Raw genomic sequence first — 19,396 nt, 5'->3', positions numbered from 1 at the left:
ACCCCATCTTTTGTTCACAATTCGAACAGCATGAAAAAGGCACCCGAAGGTGCCTTGTCTCGCCTATTTGGCTTCCGCCAGCAAGGCCCGCGCTATGGTGCGCATCCCCAGAGTATTGGCTCCCGGCGCCCAGAGGGCATCGCCGTTGTCACTGAAGCAGGCGGCCAGATCGATATGCAACCAGCCCATCCCTTCGTTGGCAACGAAACGGGAGAGGAAACCCGCCGCGTTGGAGGCGCCACCCGGCCCGCCCCCCTTCACGGGACGGCTGTTGGCCGTGTCAGCGTAATGGGAGGGGCACTGCTGGCGGTGCCAGGGCTCCAGCGGCAGCGGCCAGGCTGGCTCATGCTCGGCATCGGCATAGGTCATGGCGCGGCTTACCAGCCCTTTATCGAGGCCAAACAGGGCATTGTAGCGCCCACCCAGCGCCATCACGGCAGCACCAGTCAGAGTTGCGGCATCGATGATCAGCGGTGCGCCGGACTCGCTCGCCAGTTGCAGGCCGTCGGCCAGCACCAGCCGCCCCTCGGCATCGGTATTCACAATCTCGACCGTGGTGCCGTTCTTGTAGGTGAGGATGTCGCCCAGCTTGTAGGCGTGGCCGGAGACCAGGTTCTCGGCGCAGCAGAGGATCAGCTTCACCCGCTTGTCGAGCCCGCGCAGCATAGCCAGCGCCAGCGCACCGGTGACAATCGCCGCACCACCCATGTCGCACTTCATGGTGAGCATCCCCTCGGAGCTCTTCATGGAGTAGCCGCCGGAGTCAAAGGTGATCCCCTTGCCCACCAGCGCTGCCGCCACCGGCGCCTTGGGGTCACGCCCCGGGTTGAAGTCGAGCTCCAGCAATACCGGTTCGCGCGCACTGCCGCGGCCCACTTGGTAAAGGCCGACCCAGCCCGCCTGTTGCAGCGCTTCGCCTTTCAAAATGCGATGACTCACCTTGTCCGGCGCCAGCTCGGTTATAAAGGAGGCCGCTTCCACCGCCAGCTCCAGCGGGCCCAACTGCTCCGGGGTGGCATTGGTCATCTCGCGCACCCAGCGGCCGCAGAGCCAACGCGCTTCCAGCTCCTCTCTGTCCTCTTCCGAGGACATGCCCCACTGCAGTTGCACCTCCGCCTTGGGGGTTTGCAGCCCTTGGGCAAAAGCCCACTGCTGTTCACGCTCCCAGTGACCAGCCAGGGTCACTTTCTGGATCCCCTGCTGGCAGAGGCGACGGGCCGCCTGCTGGATATCGAGCAGCGGATTGGCCGTCACCAGATGGATTACCATGCCGTCGGCGCGGTGAGAGAGCAGCGCCCCCTCCCCCCACTCGGCCGGTGCAAATTCACGACTTAACCAGACATTCATGCGGTCACCTCCTGCAGCCAGCGGGCGATGGTACGCAGACCGTGGCCCTTGGCGCCGGTCGCCCAGAGATCGTTGCCCGATTTCTGATAAGAGGCCGCCAGATCCAGGTGCACCCAGCCCTTGCCCTCATCACGTACGAAACGGGAAAGGAACGCTGCAGCCGTGGTGGCACCGGCCGTGCCTTCGGCTGAGGCGACGTTGCCCAGATCGGCAAAGGCCGAGGTGAGCTGGCTGGCATGCCAGGGCTCCAGCGGCAGCGCCCACGCCTGTTCGTTTTCCACCTTGGCGGCGGCCAGCGCACGCAGCTGTTCGGTCTCATCGAGGGCAAACACCGCATTATAATCGCGCCCCAGCGCCATCTTGGCGGCGCCGGTCAGGGTGGCTGCGTCAAGGATATAAGCTGCACCGCTATCGGAGGCTGCCATCAGGCCATCGGCCAGTACCAGACGACCTTCCGCATCGGTGTTCTGGATCTCGACCGAGATGCCGTTCTTGTAGGTAAGGATGTCGCCCAGCTTGAAGGCGTGGCCGGAGACCAGGTTCTCGGCGCAGCAGAGAATGAGCTTCACCCGCTGGTTCAGACCGCGGCTGATAGCCAGCGCCAGTGCGCCGGTCACCATGGCTGCGCCCCCCATGTCGGACTTCATCGGCAGCATGTTGTCAGAGGACTTCATGGAGTAGCCGCCAGAATCAAAAGTGATCCCCTTGCCCACCAGCGCCGCCACCACGGGCGCATTGCGATCACCGGTCGGGTTGTAGTCAAGCTCCAGCAGCACAGGCTCGCGCTCGCTGCCACGGCCAACCGACCAGATCCCGATATGGCCGGACTCGCGCAGCGCTTCACCGGCGGTGATGCGGGCAGTAACCTGATCCCCAGCCAGACCACGAATGAGCAACAGGGCCGATTCCGCCAGACTCATGGGGTAGATCTCTTCCGGACAGCCATTGGTGATGTCACGTACCCAGCGAGCCGCCTTGAGCAGTGCATCCAGTTCACGGGCGTCCGCATCGCTCTGCTGGCCAAAATCCAGTTCACGCGATCCCTTGGCGGCGTAGAACCCCTGGGCGAACGCGTAGCGACGCTCCAGATCCCAGCCTTCACCGACCAGCGTCACCCGCTTGATCCCGCTCGATTCGAGGCGACGGGCAGCGCGCTGAACGGTGCGCAGAACATCCTTCTCCTGACCGGCGGCACCAAGATGGATCAGTGCCTCGTCGCCATTGAAACTGAGCTGGGCGCCCTCGCCCCAATAGGCGGCCGCAGCCTGGGTGGATAACGCTACCTTCATCATGTCAGCCATCGTGTTTGCTTCCTTTTTACTGGCACTATGTATAAGCACTCTTTATGGGAAAGAGCTTATTGGCAAAGAGAGAATAACGAATACAAAAAAGGCCGTGCCCCCGAGGGTCGCGGCCTTCCACCATATCACTGAAGCACCACAGGATGCTGCACGTGCAATTCACTCATGTGTAATTAATGGCGTTCAGAGGCAAGGTTCAGGGTGTACTTGGGCAATTCCACCACCAGATCCTCGTCCGCCAGTTTTGCCTGGCAGCTGAGGCGCGATTCCGGCTCCAACCCCCACGCCTTGTCCAGCATGTCGTCTTCCAGCTCGTCACTTGGCTCGAGCGAGTCAAAGCCCTCGCGCACCACGCAGTGGCAGGTGGTGCAGGCACAGGATTTCTCGCAGGCGTGCTCGATTTCGATACCGTTGCGCAGCGCCACATCCAGAATGGTCTCGCCGCTTTGCCCCTCGAGGGCGGCGCCATCCGGACAGAGTACGGGATGAGGAAGAATGATCAGTTTTGGCATATTACACCTTGTTGACGTTTTGTCCGGTCAGCACCTTGCGGATGGAGGCGTCCATCCGGCGGGCTGCAAACTCGCCACTGACAGCATCGGCTGCCTCAATGGCTTCTTTGATTTGATGGGTTGCACCGCTGTTGCGCATGGTCAGCAGATGGGCGATGGCGGCATCAATCTCGGCACGCTCGGCAGCATTGAGCAGGGCATCGCCATCAGCAGCCAGCGCGGCATTGAGACTCTCGACCACCCGGTCAGCTTCAACCTGCTGCTCGGCCAGCATGCGGGCATCCATATCCTGCTGGGCGTTCTCGATGGAGGCACTCAGCATGTTGAGGATATCCTGCTCCGCCAGCCCGTAAGAGGGCTTGACCTGGATCTCGGCCTGCACGCCGGAGGATTTCTCCATGGCGCTGACCGAGAGCAGACCATCCGCATCCACCTGGAAGGTGACGCGAATATGGGCGGCGCCGGCTGCCATCGGCGGAATACCGGTCAGGGTAAAGCGGGCCAGGGAGCGGCAATCGGCCACCAACTCGCGTTCACCCTGTACCACGTGAATGGCCATGGCGGTCTGACCATCCTTGAAGGTGGTGAACTCCTGGGCGCGGGCAACCGGGATGGTGGTGTTGCGCGGGATCACCTTCTCGGCGAGGCCACCCATGGTCTCCAGACCCAGCGACAAGGGGATAACGTCCAGCAGCAGCATCTCGGCATCGGGCTTGTTGCCCACCAGGATATCGGCCTGGATAGCGGCGCCAATGGCGACCACTTTATCCGGATCGATACTGGTCAGCGGCGTGCGCTGGAAGAACTCGCCCACCAGTTCACGCACCAGCGGCACCCGGGTGGAGCCACCGACCATCACCACTTCCAGCACTTCCACCTGCTCAAGGCCCGCATCGCGCAGGGCGCGGCGGCAGGCCAGCAAGGTCCGTTTCACCAGCGGGGTGATGAGTTCATCAAACTGGCTGCGGCTCACTGAACCCTGCCAGCCAGCAAAGGTGCACGCCACCTGCTCGGCATCGGTCAGGCCATGTTTGACGGCAGCGGCCACATCCAGCAGCTCGCGCTGCAGATGGGCATCCAGCTCACCGGAGAGGCCCGCCTGCTCCTTGATCCAGTCCGCCAGCAGGTGATCAAAATCATCGCCGCCGAGGGCGGAATCGCCGCCGGTCGCCATCACTTCAAACACACCGCGATGCAGCCGCAGAATGGAGATATCGAAGGTACCGCCCCCCAGATCGTATACCGCGATCACCCCTTCCTGACCGGAGTCAAGGCCATAGGCAATCGCGGCCGCAGTCGGCTCGTTGAGCAGCCGCAGCACGTGCAGACCGGCCAGACGGGCCGCATCCTTGGTGCCCTGACGCTGGGCATCATCGAAATAGGCGGGCACGGTAATGACCACGCCATCGAGATCGCCCCCGAGTGTCTGGGCGCCACGCTCAGCCAGCTTTTTGAGAATTTCGGCCGAGACCTGCACCGGATTGACCAGCCCCTGACGGGTTTGCAGTTGCGGCATGCCATTGTCGGCGGCAACAAACTGGTAAGGCTGCTGGCGGGTATCGATATCGGCCAGCGCCTTGCCCATCATCCGTTTGACCGAGACGATGGTGTTGTGAGGATCGAGCGCCGCTTCGCGCTTGGCATCAATTCCGACTCGAATGGCGTCGCTTTGATAGTGCACCACCGACGGGAGCAGGTCGCGCCCTTGCTCATCGCAAAGGGTATCGGCGTGACCGCTGCGAACCGCAGCGACGAGAGAGTTGGTGGTGCCGAGATCGATGCCGACGGCACGTTTGTGCTGATGAGGAACAGCGCTCTGGCCGGGTTCGGCGATTTGCAGTAATGCCATGGGTAATGAAACTTCCAGCGTTAAAGGATCAAGACTCGAGAAGCGAGTCTTCGAATCGTTCCAGCTCTTCGAGGAGCTTCTCGACAAACTTGAGTTTGCGAACGCAATCAGCGGCAACGAGATCTCTGCCGGCGGCAAGAGACTCGGTCAGCTGCTGCATCAACATCTGGTGATCATGCCTGATCTCGCTGCGAAAATCCTTGATGGCGCGCTCAGGGTCGGCGTCATCTTTCAGATCGGCCAGACGCTCGCGCCACTCCAGCTGCTGCATCAGAAACGCGGTATCTTGCAGAGTCTGCTGTTCACCACGGATATCGGTGCCACGCAGGGAGAGCAGATATTCGGCACGGCGCAGCGGCGCCTTGAGGGTGGTGAATGCTTCGTTGATCTGGGCGGCACGTTGCACCGCAGCCAGCTGCTCCCGTTCGGAGGCGGTGGCAAAACGATCAGGATGGAATTGGGTTTGCAGCTGGCGGTAGGTATCAGCCAACTGACGGGTATCGAGCTCGAAGCCTTCAACCAGCCCAAACAGCTCGAAATTATTCATGCAAACCTCTTGGAAATGTTCGCCACTACCTCACTCGCCCCTGGCAAATGAGATGTGGTTGAACGGGTCATCGGCGACCCGCTCAACCACAGACGAAGGATCATTGACGTCAAACATCTCAGACACTGAAGCTTTCGCCGCACCCACACTCGCCTTTGGCGTTGGGATTGTTGAACTGGAAGCCCTCGTTGAGGCCCTCCTTGACGAAATCCAGCTCGGTGCCATCCAGATGGATCAGGCTCTTGGCATCAACAATAATCTTGACGCCCTGCTGCTCGAACACCTGATCCTCATCGGTCAGTTCATCAACGAACTCAAGCACGTAAGCCAGACCGGAGCAGCCGGTGGTTTTGACGCCGAGGCGCAGGCCAATGCCCTTGCCCCGGTTAGCCAGAAAAGAGGAAACCCGTGCCGCGGCGGCATCTGTCATGGTAATAGCCATACTGCTCTCCGGCGCTTAGAGACCTTTCTTCTGCTTGTAATCGGCGATGGCGGCCTTGATGGCGTCCTCGGCCAGAATGGAGCAGTGGATCTTCACCGGTGGCAGAGCCAGCTCTTCGGCGATATCGGTGTTCTTGATGCCAGCCGCTTCGTCCAGGGTCTTGCCCTTGACCCATTCGGTCACCAGGGAGCTGGAGGCGATGGCGGAACCGCAGCCGTAGGTCTTGAACTTGGCATCTTCGATGATGCCTTCGTCGCTGATCTTCAATTGCAGCTTCATCACGTCGCCACAGGCGGGCGCACCGACCATGCCGGTTGCAACGCTGGGATCATTCTTGTCAAAACCACCGACGTTGCGAGGATTCTCGTAGTGGTCGATTACTTTTTCACTGTAAGCCATATCTCACTCCTGCTAATTCTGTTACTCACTGACCAAATAGATCAGTGATGAGCCCATTCGACCGTGTTCAGATCGACGCCGTCTTTGTACATCTCCCACAGGGGGGACATCTCGCGCAGACGACCGATGGAGTCACGAATAAGCTTGACCGCGTAGTCAATCTCTTCCTCGGTGGTGAAGCGACCCATGCTGAAACGGATGGAGCTGTGTGCCAACTCGTCGTTCAGACCCAGTGCGCGCAGCACATAGGAAGGTTCCAGGCTGGCGGAGGTACAGGCCGAACCGGAAGAGACCGCCAAATCTTTCAGCGCCATGATGAGGGATTCCCCTTCCACATAGGCAAAGCTGACGTTGAGGTTGCCCGGAACACGCTGATCCAGATCGCCATTGATGTAGACGGCTTCAATATCCTTGATGCCATCCCACAGACGCTGGCGCAGAGCCAAGATGCGCTCGCCTTCACTCACCATCTCTTCTTTGGCGATGCGGAAAGCTTCGCCCATCCCGACGATCTGGTGGGTCGGCAGAGTACCGGAACGCATGCCGCGCTCGTGGCCGCCACCGTGCATCTGGGCTTCCAGGCGAACGCGGGGTTTGCGGCGAACAAACAGTGCACCGATCCCTTTCGGACCATACACCTTGTGCGCAGAGACGGAGAGCAGGTCCACTTTCAGTACTTCCACATCTACCGGAATCTTGCCCACACTCTGAACGGCATCCACGTGCAGCAGGATCTTGCGGGAACGGCACAACTCGCCGATGGCGGCAATGTTCTGAACCACGCCGATTTCGTTGTTCACATGCATGATGCTGACCAGGATGGTGTCATCACGCATGGCATTCTCGATCATCTCGATAGTGAATAGGCCGTTTGGCATCGGCTCAAGATAGGTCACCTCGAACCCTTCACGCTCCAGCTGGCGACAGGTATCGAGCACCGCCTTGTGTTCGGTCTTGGAGGTGATGATGTGCTTGCCCTTGCTGGCATAGAAGTGGGCAACACCCTTGATGGCCAGGTTATTGGATTCGGTCGCACCGGAAGTGAAGACGATCTCGCGGGGATCGGCACCGATCAGATCTGCCACTTGATTACGGGCCAGATCCACCGCCTCTTCGGCTTGCCAGCCAAAACGGTGAGAACGGGAAGCCGGATTGCCGAACAGGCCATCCATGGTGAGACACTGCATCATTTTTTCTGCGACACGCGGGTCCACCGGACAGGTTGCCGAATAATCAAGGTAAATAGGCAGTTTCATGTTTTTCTCCGTCACAGTCCGGGTCATACAGAGTCCCGCTGTGGAAAGCACGTTTATAGTTGGACTTTCAAGCTCACATCGCCGTGTTCTGCCCGATCAACCAGGGACAACACGGTCTTCATTTGTTCATCTTGCTTGCCGGCAATGCGGCGCACATCGGCCTGGCGTACCAGCTCGGCCAGGGTGATATCCCCGAGGAAACTGGAGATCCGCTCACTCAGATCACGCCACAGGGAGTGCGTCAGACACTGGGTACCACCGTGGCAGCCGCCCTTGCCGAGGCACTTGGTTGCATCGACCGACTCATCGACCGCGGTGATCACCTGACCAACCGAAATCTCGCCTGGGGCCAACCCGAGGCGATAACCACCACCCGGGCCACGCACGCTGCTCACCAGACCATGTTTGCGCAGGCGGGCAAAGAGCTGCTCGAGATAGGACAACGAGATGCCCTGGCGCTCGGAAATATCGGCAAGGGGGACGGGCCCCTGCTCTGCATGCAGCGCCACGTCGAGCATGGCGGTTACAGCGTAACGTCCTTTTGAAGTCAGTCTCATGTGCCTTACCGTCTTGCGAAGCAATTTAATGGGGCACATGGTCACATACCCGACCAAATCAGTCAAGTATATGGTTGAGTAAATCAGTCGGATTAATCCGGTACGCGCGCTTTCTGCACCGAGGTCAGAATCCCGCGCAGAATGTTGAGCTCAGCCGCTTCCGGCCGAGCCCGATTGAACAGGCGACGCAGCTTGCTCATCACATGACCCGGATGGTCATCGGCAATAAAACCGGTCTTCATCAGGGTTTGTTCCAGGTGCTGATAAAACCCTTCCAGCTGGGCGGCACTCGGATAGGCCATCTCATCTTCAGGCTCGGCGGCCTGCCCCTGCAGCCAGCGCATCCGCACTTCGTAACAGAGGGTCTGCACCGCCATGGCCAGATTGAGAGAGCTGTAATCAGGATTGGCCGGAATGGCCACGTGGTAGTGGCACTTTTGCAATTCGTCGTTGGTGAGACCGGTGCGCTCACGACCAAACACCAGCGCGACCGGGTGCTGCATCCCCTCAACCACCGACTTTTCGCCGGCCTCACGGGGATCGAGCATGGGCCAGCTCAGGGTTCTAGAGCGGGCGCTGGTGCCAATCACCAAACCACAATCAGCGATCGCGTCATTCAGAGTCGGGACGATACGGGCATTGGCAAGCACATCGCTGGCACCAGCCGCCAGGGCGAAGGCATTGTCATCCGGCAAGGCTTGCGGATCAACCAATACCAGCTGGGTCAACCCCATGGTCTTCATGGCGCGTGCCGCAGACCCCATGTTGCCGGTATGAGAAGTGTTTACCAAAACGATACGAATCTGATCCAACATGCCCAGTCAATCTTCAGTCAAAAATGGCGCGCAATTGTAACATAAGAGAACACGATGTTGGCACCGTAAAAGCCGAGCCATTTCAGAACAAAACCAGCCGTTTGTATAACAAACCAGCATGAGGGAAGTGAGAGGGGGGGACTAAACTTGATGGATATCCGATAAACGGCACAGGAGACACCACGCCATGCTTCCTCCCTTTATCTATGAGAGATTGCCCAGCCTCTACCTGCTGGCAGCCATTGCCATTATTACGTTGAGTGAACAGCCCCTGCTCTGGTTTGCAGGCGCCTTGCTGTTTATCGCCGGAGCGGTGACCTGGATGATGCGTTCCAGCTACCGGCGTACCGATCTGATTATCTTTCCGAGCAAACGCTGGCTGCAGCCGGAGTGGCTGTATGAAGCGCAGCCCTTCATCTGGCTGGCTGCGGGGCTGGCCATGTCACAGCTGCCCGCCCCTGCGGCACTCATCGCCTTGGTGCCCTGTCTGTGGGCCTGTCGTTGCCTCTGGGCACGGCACCATTATCGTCGCCATGCCCATGGGGTGATTGTCCACCTAAGACGGGATCCCGCCCGGCGCCGTCTGCACCGGAGCCTGCGCTGACGCGGTACGGGCGCGTTCGATAAACGTCGCCAGATCCATCAGGGGATACTTCATCAGGCTTGGCAAGCCATCGAGATCCAGACTGTCCATCAGGTTTTTCACCTCAAGACCCAGTTCGGTATCCCCTTCTATCTTCAGCTTACGCTGGAAAAAGAGCGAGTCCGGATCCTCTTTGCGACCAGCGATGAGGATCAGGTCGTTGGCAGTACCGCTGAAGCAGACATCGGCCTTGTCACACTCGCGAGCCACCACCAGCTGGCCATTCTGCTCACTGATAAACCAGCACAACTCCAGATCAGAGACTTCGACTTTCAGCCACTTGTCTGCCAAAAACTCGAAATCGCCATCTTCGATAGCCTCTTTGAATACCCGGGCCAGCAAACTCTCCATCAGCTGCTTTTGCAGATTGAAGGGAACCAGCTTGAGGGGATGGCGCAAGAAGCGCGGAGCCTGTTCGACCAGGCGGCGTTGCAGTTGTTGAAACACGATAGACTCCCTTTTTTGCGCATTCAAACACAGGGAGAGTGTCAAGATCCTGTTGGAAATCAAACTTGTGCAGGGTTACCTCAAGAAGGGTAAAGCCACACAAAGCTGCCTCAGGTCAAAAAGCGGGAGTGCATGGCTGCATACAATCAGGGCTCGTTTGCCCTTCATATGCACTCTCGGAGCGTACCAATGGAATTACTCTGTCCGGCAGGCAGTTTGCCGGCACTGAAAACCGCCGTGGATAACGGGGCCGATGCCGTTTATATCGGTTTCAAGGATGACACCAATGCCCGCCACTTTGCCGGTCTCAACTTTACCGACAGCAAACTGGAGAAGGCGGTGGATTATGTGCATCAACATGGTCGCAAGCTGCATATTGCCATCAATACCTTTGCCCATCCCGGGGCCGATACTCGATGGAAACAGGCGGTTGATCGCGGGGTGGCCCTCGGCGCCGATGCGTTAATCATCGCCGATCTCGCCGTGCTGGAATATGCCAGCCGCCACTACCCCGAGATGGAACTCCATGTCTCGGTGCAGGCCAGCGCCACCAATACCGCCGCCATTCGCTTCTATCAGCAGCAATTCAATGTCACACGGGTGGTGCTGCCCCGGGTGCTCTCCATGCATCAGGTCAAGCAGCTGGCCCGCGAGACCGATGTTGGCCTTGAGGTATTCGCTTTTGGAAGCCTCTGCATCATGGCCGAGGGGCGCTGCTATCTCTCCTCCTACATGACTGGCGAGAGTCCCAACACCGTCGGCGCCTGCTCACCGGCCAAGTTCGTCCGTTGGGAAGAGACCCCGAATGGTCTCGAGTCGCGGCTCAACGAGGTGCTGATCGACCGCTATGGCCCGGGCGAAAATGCTGGCTATCCGACCCTGTGCAAGGGGCGTTTCGACGTGGATGGCCAGACCTACCACGCGCTGGAAGAGCCCACCAGTCTCAATACCTTGGGTCTCCTGCCCGAGCTGTTCAAGACCGGGATCCAGTCGGTCAAGATTGAAGGGCGCCAGCGCAGCCCCGCCTATGTGGAGCAAGTGACCCGGGTCTGGCGTGCAGCCATCGATGCCTATCAGGCCAATCCCGAGGCCTATCAGGTTAAAGCTGAGTGGGATGCCCAGCTAGCCCGCGTCTCCGAAGGTAGCCAGACTACCCTCGGCGCCTACCATCGTCAGTGGCAATAAGGAGTCCACCCATGCAATTTTCTCTCGGGCCTCTGCTCTTCTACTGGCCCAAAGCCGATACCGAAGCCTTTTACCATGCCGCTGCCGACAGTCAGGCCGACATCATCTATCTGGGGGAGACCGTCTGCAGCAAGCGGCGCGAACTCAAAGTCGATGACTGGATTGCGCTGGCCCGTCAGATGGCCTGCTCCGACAAGCAGGTGGTGCTCTCGACCCTCGCCCTTATCTCCGCCCCCTCCGAACTCAAGGAGGTGAAGCGGCTGGTCGACAATGGCGACCTGATGGTCGAAGCCAACGATCTCGGTACGGTGCAACTCGCCTGGGAGGCAGGGATCCCCTTCGTCTGTGGTCCCGCCATCAACGCCTATAACGCCGATGTGCTGCGCATGCTGCTCAAACAGGGGATGAAACGCTGGGTCATGCCGGTTGAACTGTCCCGTGACTGGCTGATCCAGCTCAATCAGGATCTGGGCACCCTGCGCGACCAATTTGAGGTGGAGGTGTTTGCCTACGGCCATCTGCCGCTCGCCTATTCGGCGCGCTGCTTCACCGCCCGCTCCCTCGACAAACCGAAAGATAACTGCGAGCTCGCCTGCATCAACTACCCCACCGGACGACTGGCCAACAGCCGCGAAGGGCAACGGGTGTTCAATCTCAACGGGATCCAGACCCAGTCCGGTTACTGCTACAACCTGGGTAACGAGCTGGCTGGTATGGAAGGTCTGGTAGATGTGGTCAGGCTTTCGCCGCAAGGGATGGAGACGCTGGAGATGCTGGCCCGCTTCAAAGCCAACCGGCAGGGCCAGGCTCCCCTCTCCTTGCAGCAAGGAAGCGATTGCAACGGCTACTGGCGCCAGATCCCCGGCATGAGCCTGGTGGAGTAAACCCGCCATTTGCCCAACAAAAAGGCCTCATCGCGAGGCCTTTTTTACCACTATCTGGCAGTGGTTCAGGAGGGCTGATCACCCTTGTTACGAGCGCTCTGGGCACCTGGCGGCAAGGGCTTGCGCGCCATCAACTCCAGCTCCAGCAGCGCATAGCGGTGCTCGATGAAATCATAGACGTTGTTAGATAAGGCCAGCTTGAAGTAGCTGATGGCTTCCTTGCGGTTACCTTTGCCCAGCTCGAACTTGCCCAGATAGAAGTAGGTTTCACACAGGCGCTCGGCAAGCTCCCGGTTATCCTTCACCCCTTTCACCACGTTGCCCATCAGCTGGGAAGCGTTGATCTCACCGGTATAGAGGCGAACCAGATCCCAGTTCCAGGCATCGTCATCGTACTTGTTGAGACGCTCGCGCATCCGGCTCATGGCGGCCGACGGGTCGAGTTTCTGCTCGGCCAGATAGAGCCAGATCACCCGATAGGGATCTTCCGGCTGCGCCTCGTAGAAACGCTTCATATCGGCCGCGGCCAGTTCGGGACGGTTACCGTAATAGAGGGCGATGCCACGATTGAGATAGGCATAGTCATAGTCCGGCGCCAGTTCGAGGGCGGAATCGAACGCATCATAGGCTTCGTCGTAATTCTGCTGCTGTACCAGATAGACGCCGATGAAGTTGTAGGCCTCGGCGAAATCCGGCTTCTCCCGCAGGGCACGGTTGAAATCGAGCCGCGCGAGGGAACGCAGACCAACCCGATCAAACACCACGGCACGCTCATAGAACAACTCTGCCCGTTGCTCGGTGGTCAGTTCCATTTCACTGAGCATCTGCCCGAGTCGGGCGAGCGCCAGCTCACTCTGGTAGGAGACCTGCAGGGGGGTCGCCAACACCAGTGAAGCAGGCTGCGGCTTGGGAACCTTGGGGGTGTTAACCTGACTGCTACTGCTGCAACCCCACATGGGAAGCAACAACAGGATACCGAGGAGGTATCCAATCCCTTTCCTGACGTTCAATGAACACTCCGACGCTTACGCTTGACCCCGCATATGGTAAAGGTCAACAGCTGCTTTGTCATGTAGCTGTGCCCCTCTACCTCAAATAAATCAGGATTCGACAGGGTATCCGGCATCGCACCAACCGCGAAACCCGCCGTCGACGCTGATCACCTTGCGATAACCCATCTGTTGCAGGTTGTCCGCAGCCAGAATGGAGCGAAAACCACCACCACAATAGAGGTAGAGCTCGGTCTCGAGATCCGGGAACTGGGTCTCGATATCCCGCTCAATCACGCCACGACCCAAGTATCGGGCTCCGGGCAGATGCCCCCTGGCCCACTCGCTCTCTTCCCGCACGTCGATCAGGTGAAACGTGCGCCCTTCGTCCTGCCAGCGCTTGATCTGGTGAACATCGGTTTCGGTGATGCGGGAGCGGATCCCGTCAACCAGCGCCAAAAAACGGGGATTGTGATGCATGACAAACTCCTGTTGTTTAAATCATGTGCGTCAGCAAACGACACGCAGAGATAAGAAAAGAGCGCCATGAGGCGCTCTTCACTGTTACGGCAGGATTTCCTGTTGGTCCGCACCCTCTTTCTCTACCTGGGTGGGCAGCATGTGCTCGCGCTTGACGCCGAGGAACATGGCAAACGCACTCGCCACATAGATGGAGGAGTAGGTACCGAACGCCACACCGATCACCATGGCCACGGCAAAACCGTGGATCAGCGCACCGCCCTTGAGCAGCAGCGCCAGCACCACGATAAAGGTGAGGCCGGAGGTGATGATGGTACGACTCAGGGTCTCGGTCATGGAGAGATCCAGAATGTATTCGGTATCCCCTTTACGCACCTTGCGGAAGTTCTCCCGCAAGCGGTCGAACACCACGATAGTATCGTTCAGGGAGTAACCCACCAGGGTCATCAGTGCCGCCAGTACGGTCAGGTCGAACTCGTACTGGAAGTAGGCAAAGACACCCAGCGTGATCACCACGTCGTGCACCAGGGAGAGAATCCCCCCCAGCGCCAGACGCCATTCGAAACGCACTGCCACGTAGGCCAGGATACAGAGGATGGAGGCCAGCATCGCCAGCGCACCATCGGTCGCCAGTTCATCCCCCACGGAAGGGCCGACAAACTCGACGCGTTTGAGCACTGCGCCCTCGTCGAGCTGCTTGGCCGCCGCCAGCACTTCGTTACCCTGTTGTTCTACCTTGACCCCCTCTTTCGGGGTCAGGCGGAACAGCACGTCACGGCTGGAGCCAAAGTGTTGCAGGGTTGCCCCTTCAATCTTCTGCTCTTCCAGAGCGTCATGGATCTTGTCCAGGCTCACCGACTGCTGGAACCCCACCTCGATAGTGGTACCACCGGTAAAGTCCAGACCCCAGTTCAGCCCCCGATCAAACAGGAAGAACAGGGCTACCACCATCAGCACGGAAGAGAAAACCACACCCGGCTTGGCATAGCGCATAAACGGGATCGGTTTTTCAAAATGTAGAATCTGAAACATCTCTCTATCCTCAGATGGGCAGCTTGTCGATACGCCGTCCACCCCAAGCCAGGTTGATAATGGCACGGGAAACTGTGATGGCAGTAAACATGGAGGCGGTCAGACCAATGCCCAGCGTCAGGGCAAAGCCCTTGATGGCGCCAGTACCGATACCGAACAGGATCACGCAGGTGATCAGCGAGGTCACGTTGGAGTCGGCGATGGTGGAGAATGCCCGATCAAAGCCCAGATGGATGGCTTGCTGAACACCGCGACCGTTGCGGATCTCTTCACGAATACGCTCGTAGATCAGCACGTTGGCATCCACCGCCATACCCAGCGTCAGGACGATACCGGCGATCCCCGGCAATGTCATGGTGGCCCCCGGGATCATCGACATGATGCCGACAATCAACACTAGGTTCATACAGAGCGCCAGGTTGGCAACCCAGCCGAACGCGCGGTAGTAGATCCCCATGAACAACACGATCACCAGCATGGCCCAGCCGATGGCTTCCATACCGCTGTCGATGTTCTGTTGACCCAGGCTCGGGCCAATAGTGCGCTCTTCCACGATCTGGATCGGGGCGATCAGGGCACCGGCACGCAGCAGCAGCGCCAGGTTGTGGGCTTCGTTGGCGTTGTCGATACCTGTGATACGGAACTGGCTGCCAAGACGCGACTGGATGGTGGCGACGTTGATCACCTCCTCCTGCTTGCGGAACTTGCGCTTGCCATCCGGACCCGGTTGACCGACCGGCTTGTACTCGATGAAGACGGTCGCCATCCCTTTACCGACGTTATCCTTGGTAAAGTTGGCCATCTTGTTGCCACCCTGGCCATCCAGCTTGATGTTGACCTGGGGACGGCTGTACTCGTCGAAACCGGACTGGGCACCCACGATGTGGTCACCGGTCAGGATCACCCGCTTTTGCAGCACCACGGGACGACCATTGCGATCGTTGTAGACCTTGGAGCTGGGCGGGACACGACCATCGGCCGCAGCCTGGATGTCGGCAGTCTCATCGACCATGTGGAATTCCAGGGTCGCGGTTGCCCCCAGGATCTCCTTGGCGCGGGCGGTATCCTGAATACCGGGCAGTTCAACGACAATGCGCTCGGCGCCTTGCTGTTGTACCAGCGGCTCGGCCACGCCCAGTTCGTTGACCCGGTTACGGATGATGGTGATGTTCTGCTCGAGGGCGTACTTCTTCACTTCCTTGATCTTGGCTTCGCTCAGACCAGCCAGCAGGATGAACTCATCCCCTTTCTGCTCGGTAGTGAAGGTCAAATCAGGGTTCTGACGACGCAGATGAGAAACGGCGCGTTCCTGATCGGCTTCGTCACGGAAGATCACCTGCACCTGATCACCGACCCGGCGCACGCCGGAGTAACGGATCTTCTGGGTGCGCAGCTCGGAGCGGAAATCCTGCACCATCTGCTCTTGCTGCTTGGTCAGTGCTTCGGCCATGTCCACTTCCATCAGGAAGTGCACACCACCGCGCAGATCAAGACCCAGCTTCAGAGGCGCCGCACCGATGGCTTCGAGCCAGGCGGGAGTGGAAGGTGCCAGGTTGAGTGCGGTAATGAAGTTGTCGCCCAGCTTGTTGGCAACGATATCGCGCGCCTTCAGCTGGTCTTCGGTGTTCTTGAAACGGATCAGGATAAAACCGTGCTCGAATGCAGCATGTTTGACCGGGATCTTGGCCGCTTCAAGGGTCTCTTTCACCAGTTCAAGAGTATCTAGCTTGACTTCGGCACCACGGCTGGCAGAAACCTGCAAAGCCGGATCTTCGCCGTAAAGATTGGGGGCTGCATATAGAAAACCGATGGCGATCACCAGGATCACCATCAGGTATTTCCACAGCGGATAGCGATTCAACACGCTGTGCTCCTTGGGAGATTAAAGGGACTGGATAGAACCCTTGGGCAGAACGGCAGAGACGAAGTCCTTTTTGATGGTGACTTGAGTCTGGTCGTTCAGGGCGATCACCAGGTAATCGCTGTCTGCAGCCACTTTGGCAATTTTGCCAACCAGGCCACCGGAAGTGAGCACTTCATCACCCTTGGACAAGGAGCTCATCAGATTGCGGTGATCCTTGGCACGCTTGGCCTGGGGACGATAGATCATGAAGTAGAAAATCAGGCCGAATACGGCCAGCATGATGATCATTTCCATACCACCACCCTGTGCACCCGGTGCTGCGCCTTCTGCATACGCCTTGGAGATAATGCTCATTTAACAACCTCTTATTGATGTAGATTTAAAAAAACAAAATTATATGTTGTTGTTATTTAACGTCATTTTCAGCTAACGGAGGCACAGGCTTCCCTTGCCGACGGTAAAACTCTGTTACAAAGTCGTCTAATTTACCCTGCTCGATCGCGTCCCGCAAACCCTGCATCACACGCTGGTAGTAACGCAGGTTATGAATCGTATTCAGACGGGCACCGAGGATCTCGTTGCACTTGTCCAGATGGTGCAGGTAGCTTCGGCTGTAGTTCTTGCAGGTGTAGCAATCACACTCGGCATCCAGGGTACTGGTGTCGTTGCGATGTTGGGCGTTGCGGATCTTCACCACACCATCGGTGGTGAACAGGTGGCCGTTGCGGGCGTTGCGGGTCGGCATGACGCAGTCGAACATGTCGATACCGCGGCGCACCCCTTCCACCAGATCTTCCGGCTTGCCGACACCCATCAGGTAGCGCGGCTTGTCAGCCGGAATTTTCGGGCAGACGTGCTCGAGGATACGGTGCATGTCCTCTTTGGGTTCACCCACCGCCAGACCACCGACCGCATAACCGTCGAAACCGATCTCCAGCAGCCCCTTGAGGGAGACATCACGCAGATCTTCGTAGACCGAGCCCTGGATGATGCCGAACAGGGCGTTCTTGTTGCCCAGCGCATCAAACTTGTCGCGGGAGCGCTTGCCCCAGCGCAGGGACATCTCCATGGACTTGCGCGCTTCTTCATAAGTGGCCGGGTACGGAGTGCACTCGTCGAAGATCATCACGATGTCGGAGCCCAGATCGTACTGGATCTCCATGGACTTCTCGGGGTCGAGGAAGATCTTCTCGCCATTGATGGGGTGACGGAAGTGGACGCCCGCTTCGGTGATCTTGCGAATATGGCCCAGGCTGAACACCTGGAAACCACCGGAGTCGGTCAGGATCGGGCCCTGCCAGTTCATGAAGTCATGCAGATCGCCGTGGGCACGCATCACTTCCTGACCCGGACGTAGCCAGAGGTGGAAGGTGTTACCCAGCAGGATCTGGGCGCCGGTTTCACGCACTTCTTCCGGGGTCATCCCCTTGACGGTGCCGTAAGTCCCGACCGGCATAAAGGCCGGTGTTTGTACCACACCACGTTCGAAGACCAGTTGACCGCGACGGGCACGGCCGTCGGTGGTTTTCAGTTCAAATTTCATTGCTACCTCGGCTGCGTCAGATAAACAGTCTGACAATAGGAGGGCCGCTCACGGCCCGGTAAATAAGCTGAAGCTTATGCTTCAACCTGGCGACGGGTGACGAACATGGCGTCCCCGTAGCTGAAGAAACGGTACTGCCCGGCCACGGCTGCCTGATAGGCCGCCATCACGTTGTCATAACCGGCAAAGGCGCTGACCAGCATGATCAGGGTCGACTCCGGCAGATGGAAGTTGGTGACCATGGCATCGACAATCTGGAACTGGTAACCAGGGAAGATGAAGATATCGGTGTCACTAAAGAAGGGCGCCAGCGGTTTGCCCTGCGCCAGGGTGACCTTGGCCGCGCTCTCCAGCGAACGGACCGACGTGGTCCCCACCGCGATCACCCGGCCACCACGGGCACGGGTGGCCGCGATGGCATCTACCACCTCTTGCGGCACTTCCGCATACTCGGAGTGCATATGGTGATCTTCAATCTTATCTACCCGCACCGGCTGGAAGGTCCCCGCCCCTACATGCAGGGTGACGAAGGCCGTTTCAACCCCTTTGGCCCGAATTTTCTCAAGCAGCGGCTCATCAAAGTGCAGACCGGCGGTCGGCGCCGCGACGGCGCCCGGCTTTTGATTGTAAACGGTCTGGTAGCGCTCCTTGTCGGCATCCTCGTCGGGACGGTCGATATAGGGGGGCAGCGGCATGTGGCCGATGGCCTCCAAAATCTCCAGCACCGGACGCGGGTCGAGGAAGTGGATCTCGAACAGGGCGTCGTGGCGGGCGCGCATCTCGGCTTCAACACCACCATCCATGATCATCCGGGTGCCGGGCTTGGGCGCCTTGGAGGCCCGGACATGGGCCAGCACGCTGTGCTCGTCCAGAATGCGCTCGACCAGTACCTCCAGCTTGCCGCCGCTGGCCTTCTGGCCAAACATGCGCGCCGGAATGACACGGGTGTTATTGAATACCAGCAGGTCACCCGGATTGAGCTGATCCAGCACATCCACAAATTGACCGTGGCGCAGGGCGCCAGTCTGACCATCGAGCTGCAACAGGCGGCTGGCGGTACGCTCTGCCATCGGATAGCGGGCAATCAGCTCGTCTGGCAGATCAAAATGAAAATCGGATACTTGCATCTTTCACCTCGGGGGGAATCGGCGGCTAGTCTAGTTATCCCCATCTTCCAAGGCAACCCAAAAGACCAAAAACCCAAGAGAGACAAGGGGTAGCGAGCAATATTGAGACACACCTCCGGTTAATGATTCTTTAATGTTCTGTATTGACCCTGATCATGTTTTGCCAGTTGGGGCTGG

General features: G+C 58.8%; 21 protein-coding genes. 3 read left to right on the top strand and 18 right to left on the bottom strand.

What is annotated here, in order from left to right:
- Positions 1-63 precede the first annotated feature (63 nt).
- From pepB (ACTG2T_RS18130) to trmJ, 10 genes are all read right to left on the bottom strand, one after another.
- On the bottom strand, positions 64-1,347 hold the full coding sequence (gene pepB, locus ACTG2T_RS18130; RefSeq protein ID WP_167569474.1) for an aminopeptidase PepB: 1,284 nt from the start codon (positions 1,345-1,347) through the stop codon (positions 64-66).
- A complete protein-coding gene (gene pepB, locus ACTG2T_RS18125; RefSeq protein WP_330124517.1) occupies positions 1,344-2,648 on the bottom strand; it encodes an aminopeptidase PepB in 1,305 nt (434 codons plus the stop codon). Before pepB (ACTG2T_RS18125) ends, pepB (ACTG2T_RS18130) begins: the two co-directional genes overlap by 4 nt.
- Positions 2,649-2,821: 173 nt before the next feature.
- Entirely contained in the window at positions 2,822-3,160 is a 339-nt protein-coding gene (gene fdx, locus ACTG2T_RS18120; protein ID WP_005333808.1) for an ISC system 2Fe-2S type ferredoxin, read from the bottom strand.
- Position 3,161: 1 nt separating this feature from the next.
- A complete protein-coding gene (gene hscA / locus ACTG2T_RS18115; protein WP_005351033.1) occupies positions 3,162-5,009 on the bottom strand; it encodes a Fe-S protein assembly chaperone HscA in 1,848 nt (615 codons plus the stop codon).
- A 28-nt stretch (positions 5,010-5,037) separates the two neighbouring features.
- Positions 5,038-5,556, bottom strand: coding sequence for a co-chaperone HscB (gene hscB / locus ACTG2T_RS18110; protein ID WP_330124516.1), 519 nt, complete (start codon positions 5,554-5,556; stop codon positions 5,038-5,040).
- Positions 5,557-5,674: 118 nt separating this feature from the next.
- On the bottom strand, positions 5,675-5,998 hold the full coding sequence (gene iscA / locus ACTG2T_RS18105; protein ID WP_005333812.1) for an iron-sulfur cluster assembly protein IscA: 324 nt from the start codon (positions 5,996-5,998) through the stop codon (positions 5,675-5,677).
- A gap of 15 nt (positions 5,999-6,013) precedes the next feature.
- A complete protein-coding gene (iscU, locus tag ACTG2T_RS18100; RefSeq protein WP_005333813.1) occupies positions 6,014-6,397 on the bottom strand; it encodes a Fe-S cluster assembly scaffold IscU in 384 nt (127 codons plus the stop codon).
- A 41-nt stretch (positions 6,398-6,438) separates the two neighbouring features.
- On the bottom strand, positions 6,439-7,653 hold the full coding sequence (locus ACTG2T_RS18095; protein WP_330124515.1) for an IscS subfamily cysteine desulfurase: 1,215 nt from the start codon (positions 7,651-7,653) through the stop codon (positions 6,439-6,441).
- 53 nt (positions 7,654-7,706) lie between these two features.
- Complete coding sequence (gene iscR / locus ACTG2T_RS18090) at positions 7,707-8,210, bottom strand: Fe-S cluster assembly transcriptional regulator IscR (protein WP_026035025.1); 504 nt, start codon at positions 8,208-8,210, stop codon at positions 7,707-7,709.
- A gap of 92 nt (positions 8,211-8,302) precedes the next feature.
- Positions 8,303-9,025, bottom strand: coding sequence for a tRNA (cytosine(32)/uridine(32)-2'-O)-methyltransferase TrmJ (gene trmJ, locus ACTG2T_RS18085; protein ID WP_245147977.1), 723 nt, complete (start codon positions 9,023-9,025; stop codon positions 8,303-8,305).
- A 187-nt stretch (positions 9,026-9,212) separates the two neighbouring features.
- Here trmJ and ACTG2T_RS18080 point away from each other — a divergent pair, with 187 nt between their 5' ends.
- On the top strand, positions 9,213-9,629 hold the full coding sequence (locus tag ACTG2T_RS18080; protein ID WP_005351023.1) for a hypothetical protein: 417 nt from the start codon (positions 9,213-9,215) through the stop codon (positions 9,627-9,629).
- On the opposite strand, the gene ubiT is transcribed toward ACTG2T_RS18080, so the two are convergent.
- Positions 9,582-10,115: a ubiquinone anaerobic biosynthesis accessory factor UbiT gene (gene ubiT / locus ACTG2T_RS18075; RefSeq protein ID WP_101530750.1), complete on the bottom strand. Its 534-nt coding sequence runs from the start codon at positions 10,113-10,115 to the stop codon at positions 9,582-9,584. The two genes, ACTG2T_RS18080 and ubiT, sit on opposite strands and share 48 nt — an antisense overlap.
- Before the next feature lie 189 nt (positions 10,116-10,304).
- Here ubiT and ubiU point away from each other — a divergent pair, with 189 nt between their 5' ends.
- Both ubiU and ACTG2T_RS18065 read left to right on the top strand, forming a co-directional pair.
- Positions 10,305-11,300, top strand: coding sequence for a ubiquinone anaerobic biosynthesis protein UbiU (gene ubiU / locus ACTG2T_RS18070; protein ID WP_040066524.1), 996 nt, complete (start codon positions 10,305-10,307; stop codon positions 11,298-11,300).
- Between the two features lie 11 nt (positions 11,301-11,311).
- A complete protein-coding gene (locus tag ACTG2T_RS18065) occupies positions 11,312-12,184 on the top strand; it encodes a U32 family peptidase (RefSeq protein ID WP_129504229.1) in 873 nt (290 codons plus the stop codon).
- Between the two features lie 65 nt (positions 12,185-12,249).
- Here the strand turns inward: ACTG2T_RS18065 and nlpI are convergent, their stop codons facing one another.
- The 7 genes from nlpI to queA form a co-directional block, all read right to left on the bottom strand.
- A complete protein-coding gene (gene nlpI, locus ACTG2T_RS18060) occupies positions 12,250-13,194 on the bottom strand; it encodes a lipoprotein NlpI (RefSeq protein ID WP_005351017.1) in 945 nt (314 codons plus the stop codon).
- 90 nt (positions 13,195-13,284) lie between these two features.
- Positions 13,285-13,653, bottom strand: a complete 369-nt coding sequence (locus ACTG2T_RS18055; RefSeq protein ID WP_005351016.1) for a rhodanese-like domain-containing protein — start codon at positions 13,651-13,653, stop codon at positions 13,285-13,287.
- An 84-nt stretch (positions 13,654-13,737) separates the two neighbouring features.
- Positions 13,738-14,685: a protein translocase subunit SecF gene (secF, locus tag ACTG2T_RS18050; RefSeq protein WP_005337322.1), complete on the bottom strand. Its 948-nt coding sequence runs from the start codon at positions 14,683-14,685 to the stop codon at positions 13,738-13,740.
- 10 nt (positions 14,686-14,695) lie between these two features.
- On the bottom strand, positions 14,696-16,549 hold the full coding sequence (secD, locus tag ACTG2T_RS18045; protein WP_267529145.1) for a protein translocase subunit SecD: 1,854 nt from the start codon (positions 16,547-16,549) through the stop codon (positions 14,696-14,698).
- Between the two features lie 18 nt (positions 16,550-16,567).
- The gene (gene yajC, locus ACTG2T_RS18040) at positions 16,568-16,903 is read right to left on the bottom strand and encodes a preprotein translocase subunit YajC (RefSeq protein ID WP_005337327.1); all 336 of its coding nucleotides are present in this window, start codon (positions 16,901-16,903) and stop codon (positions 16,568-16,570) included.
- 52 nt (positions 16,904-16,955) lie between these two features.
- Positions 16,956-18,092: a tRNA guanosine(34) transglycosylase Tgt gene (gene tgt / locus ACTG2T_RS18035; RefSeq protein ID WP_005337329.1), complete on the bottom strand. Its 1,137-nt coding sequence runs from the start codon at positions 18,090-18,092 to the stop codon at positions 16,956-16,958.
- A 74-nt stretch (positions 18,093-18,166) separates the two neighbouring features.
- Positions 18,167-19,219, bottom strand: a complete 1,053-nt coding sequence (gene queA, locus ACTG2T_RS18030; RefSeq protein ID WP_040066529.1) for a tRNA preQ1(34) S-adenosylmethionine ribosyltransferase-isomerase QueA — start codon at positions 19,217-19,219, stop codon at positions 18,167-18,169.
- Between the last annotated feature and the right edge of the window lie 177 nt (positions 19,220-19,396).

The sequence above is a fragment of the Aeromonas sp. 75A genome, from assembly GCF_051919425.1.
GTDB lineage: Bacteria > Pseudomonadota > Gammaproteobacteria > Enterobacterales > Aeromonadaceae > Aeromonas > Aeromonas veronii.
This window is presented reverse-complemented; position numbering and strand designations above follow the sequence as displayed.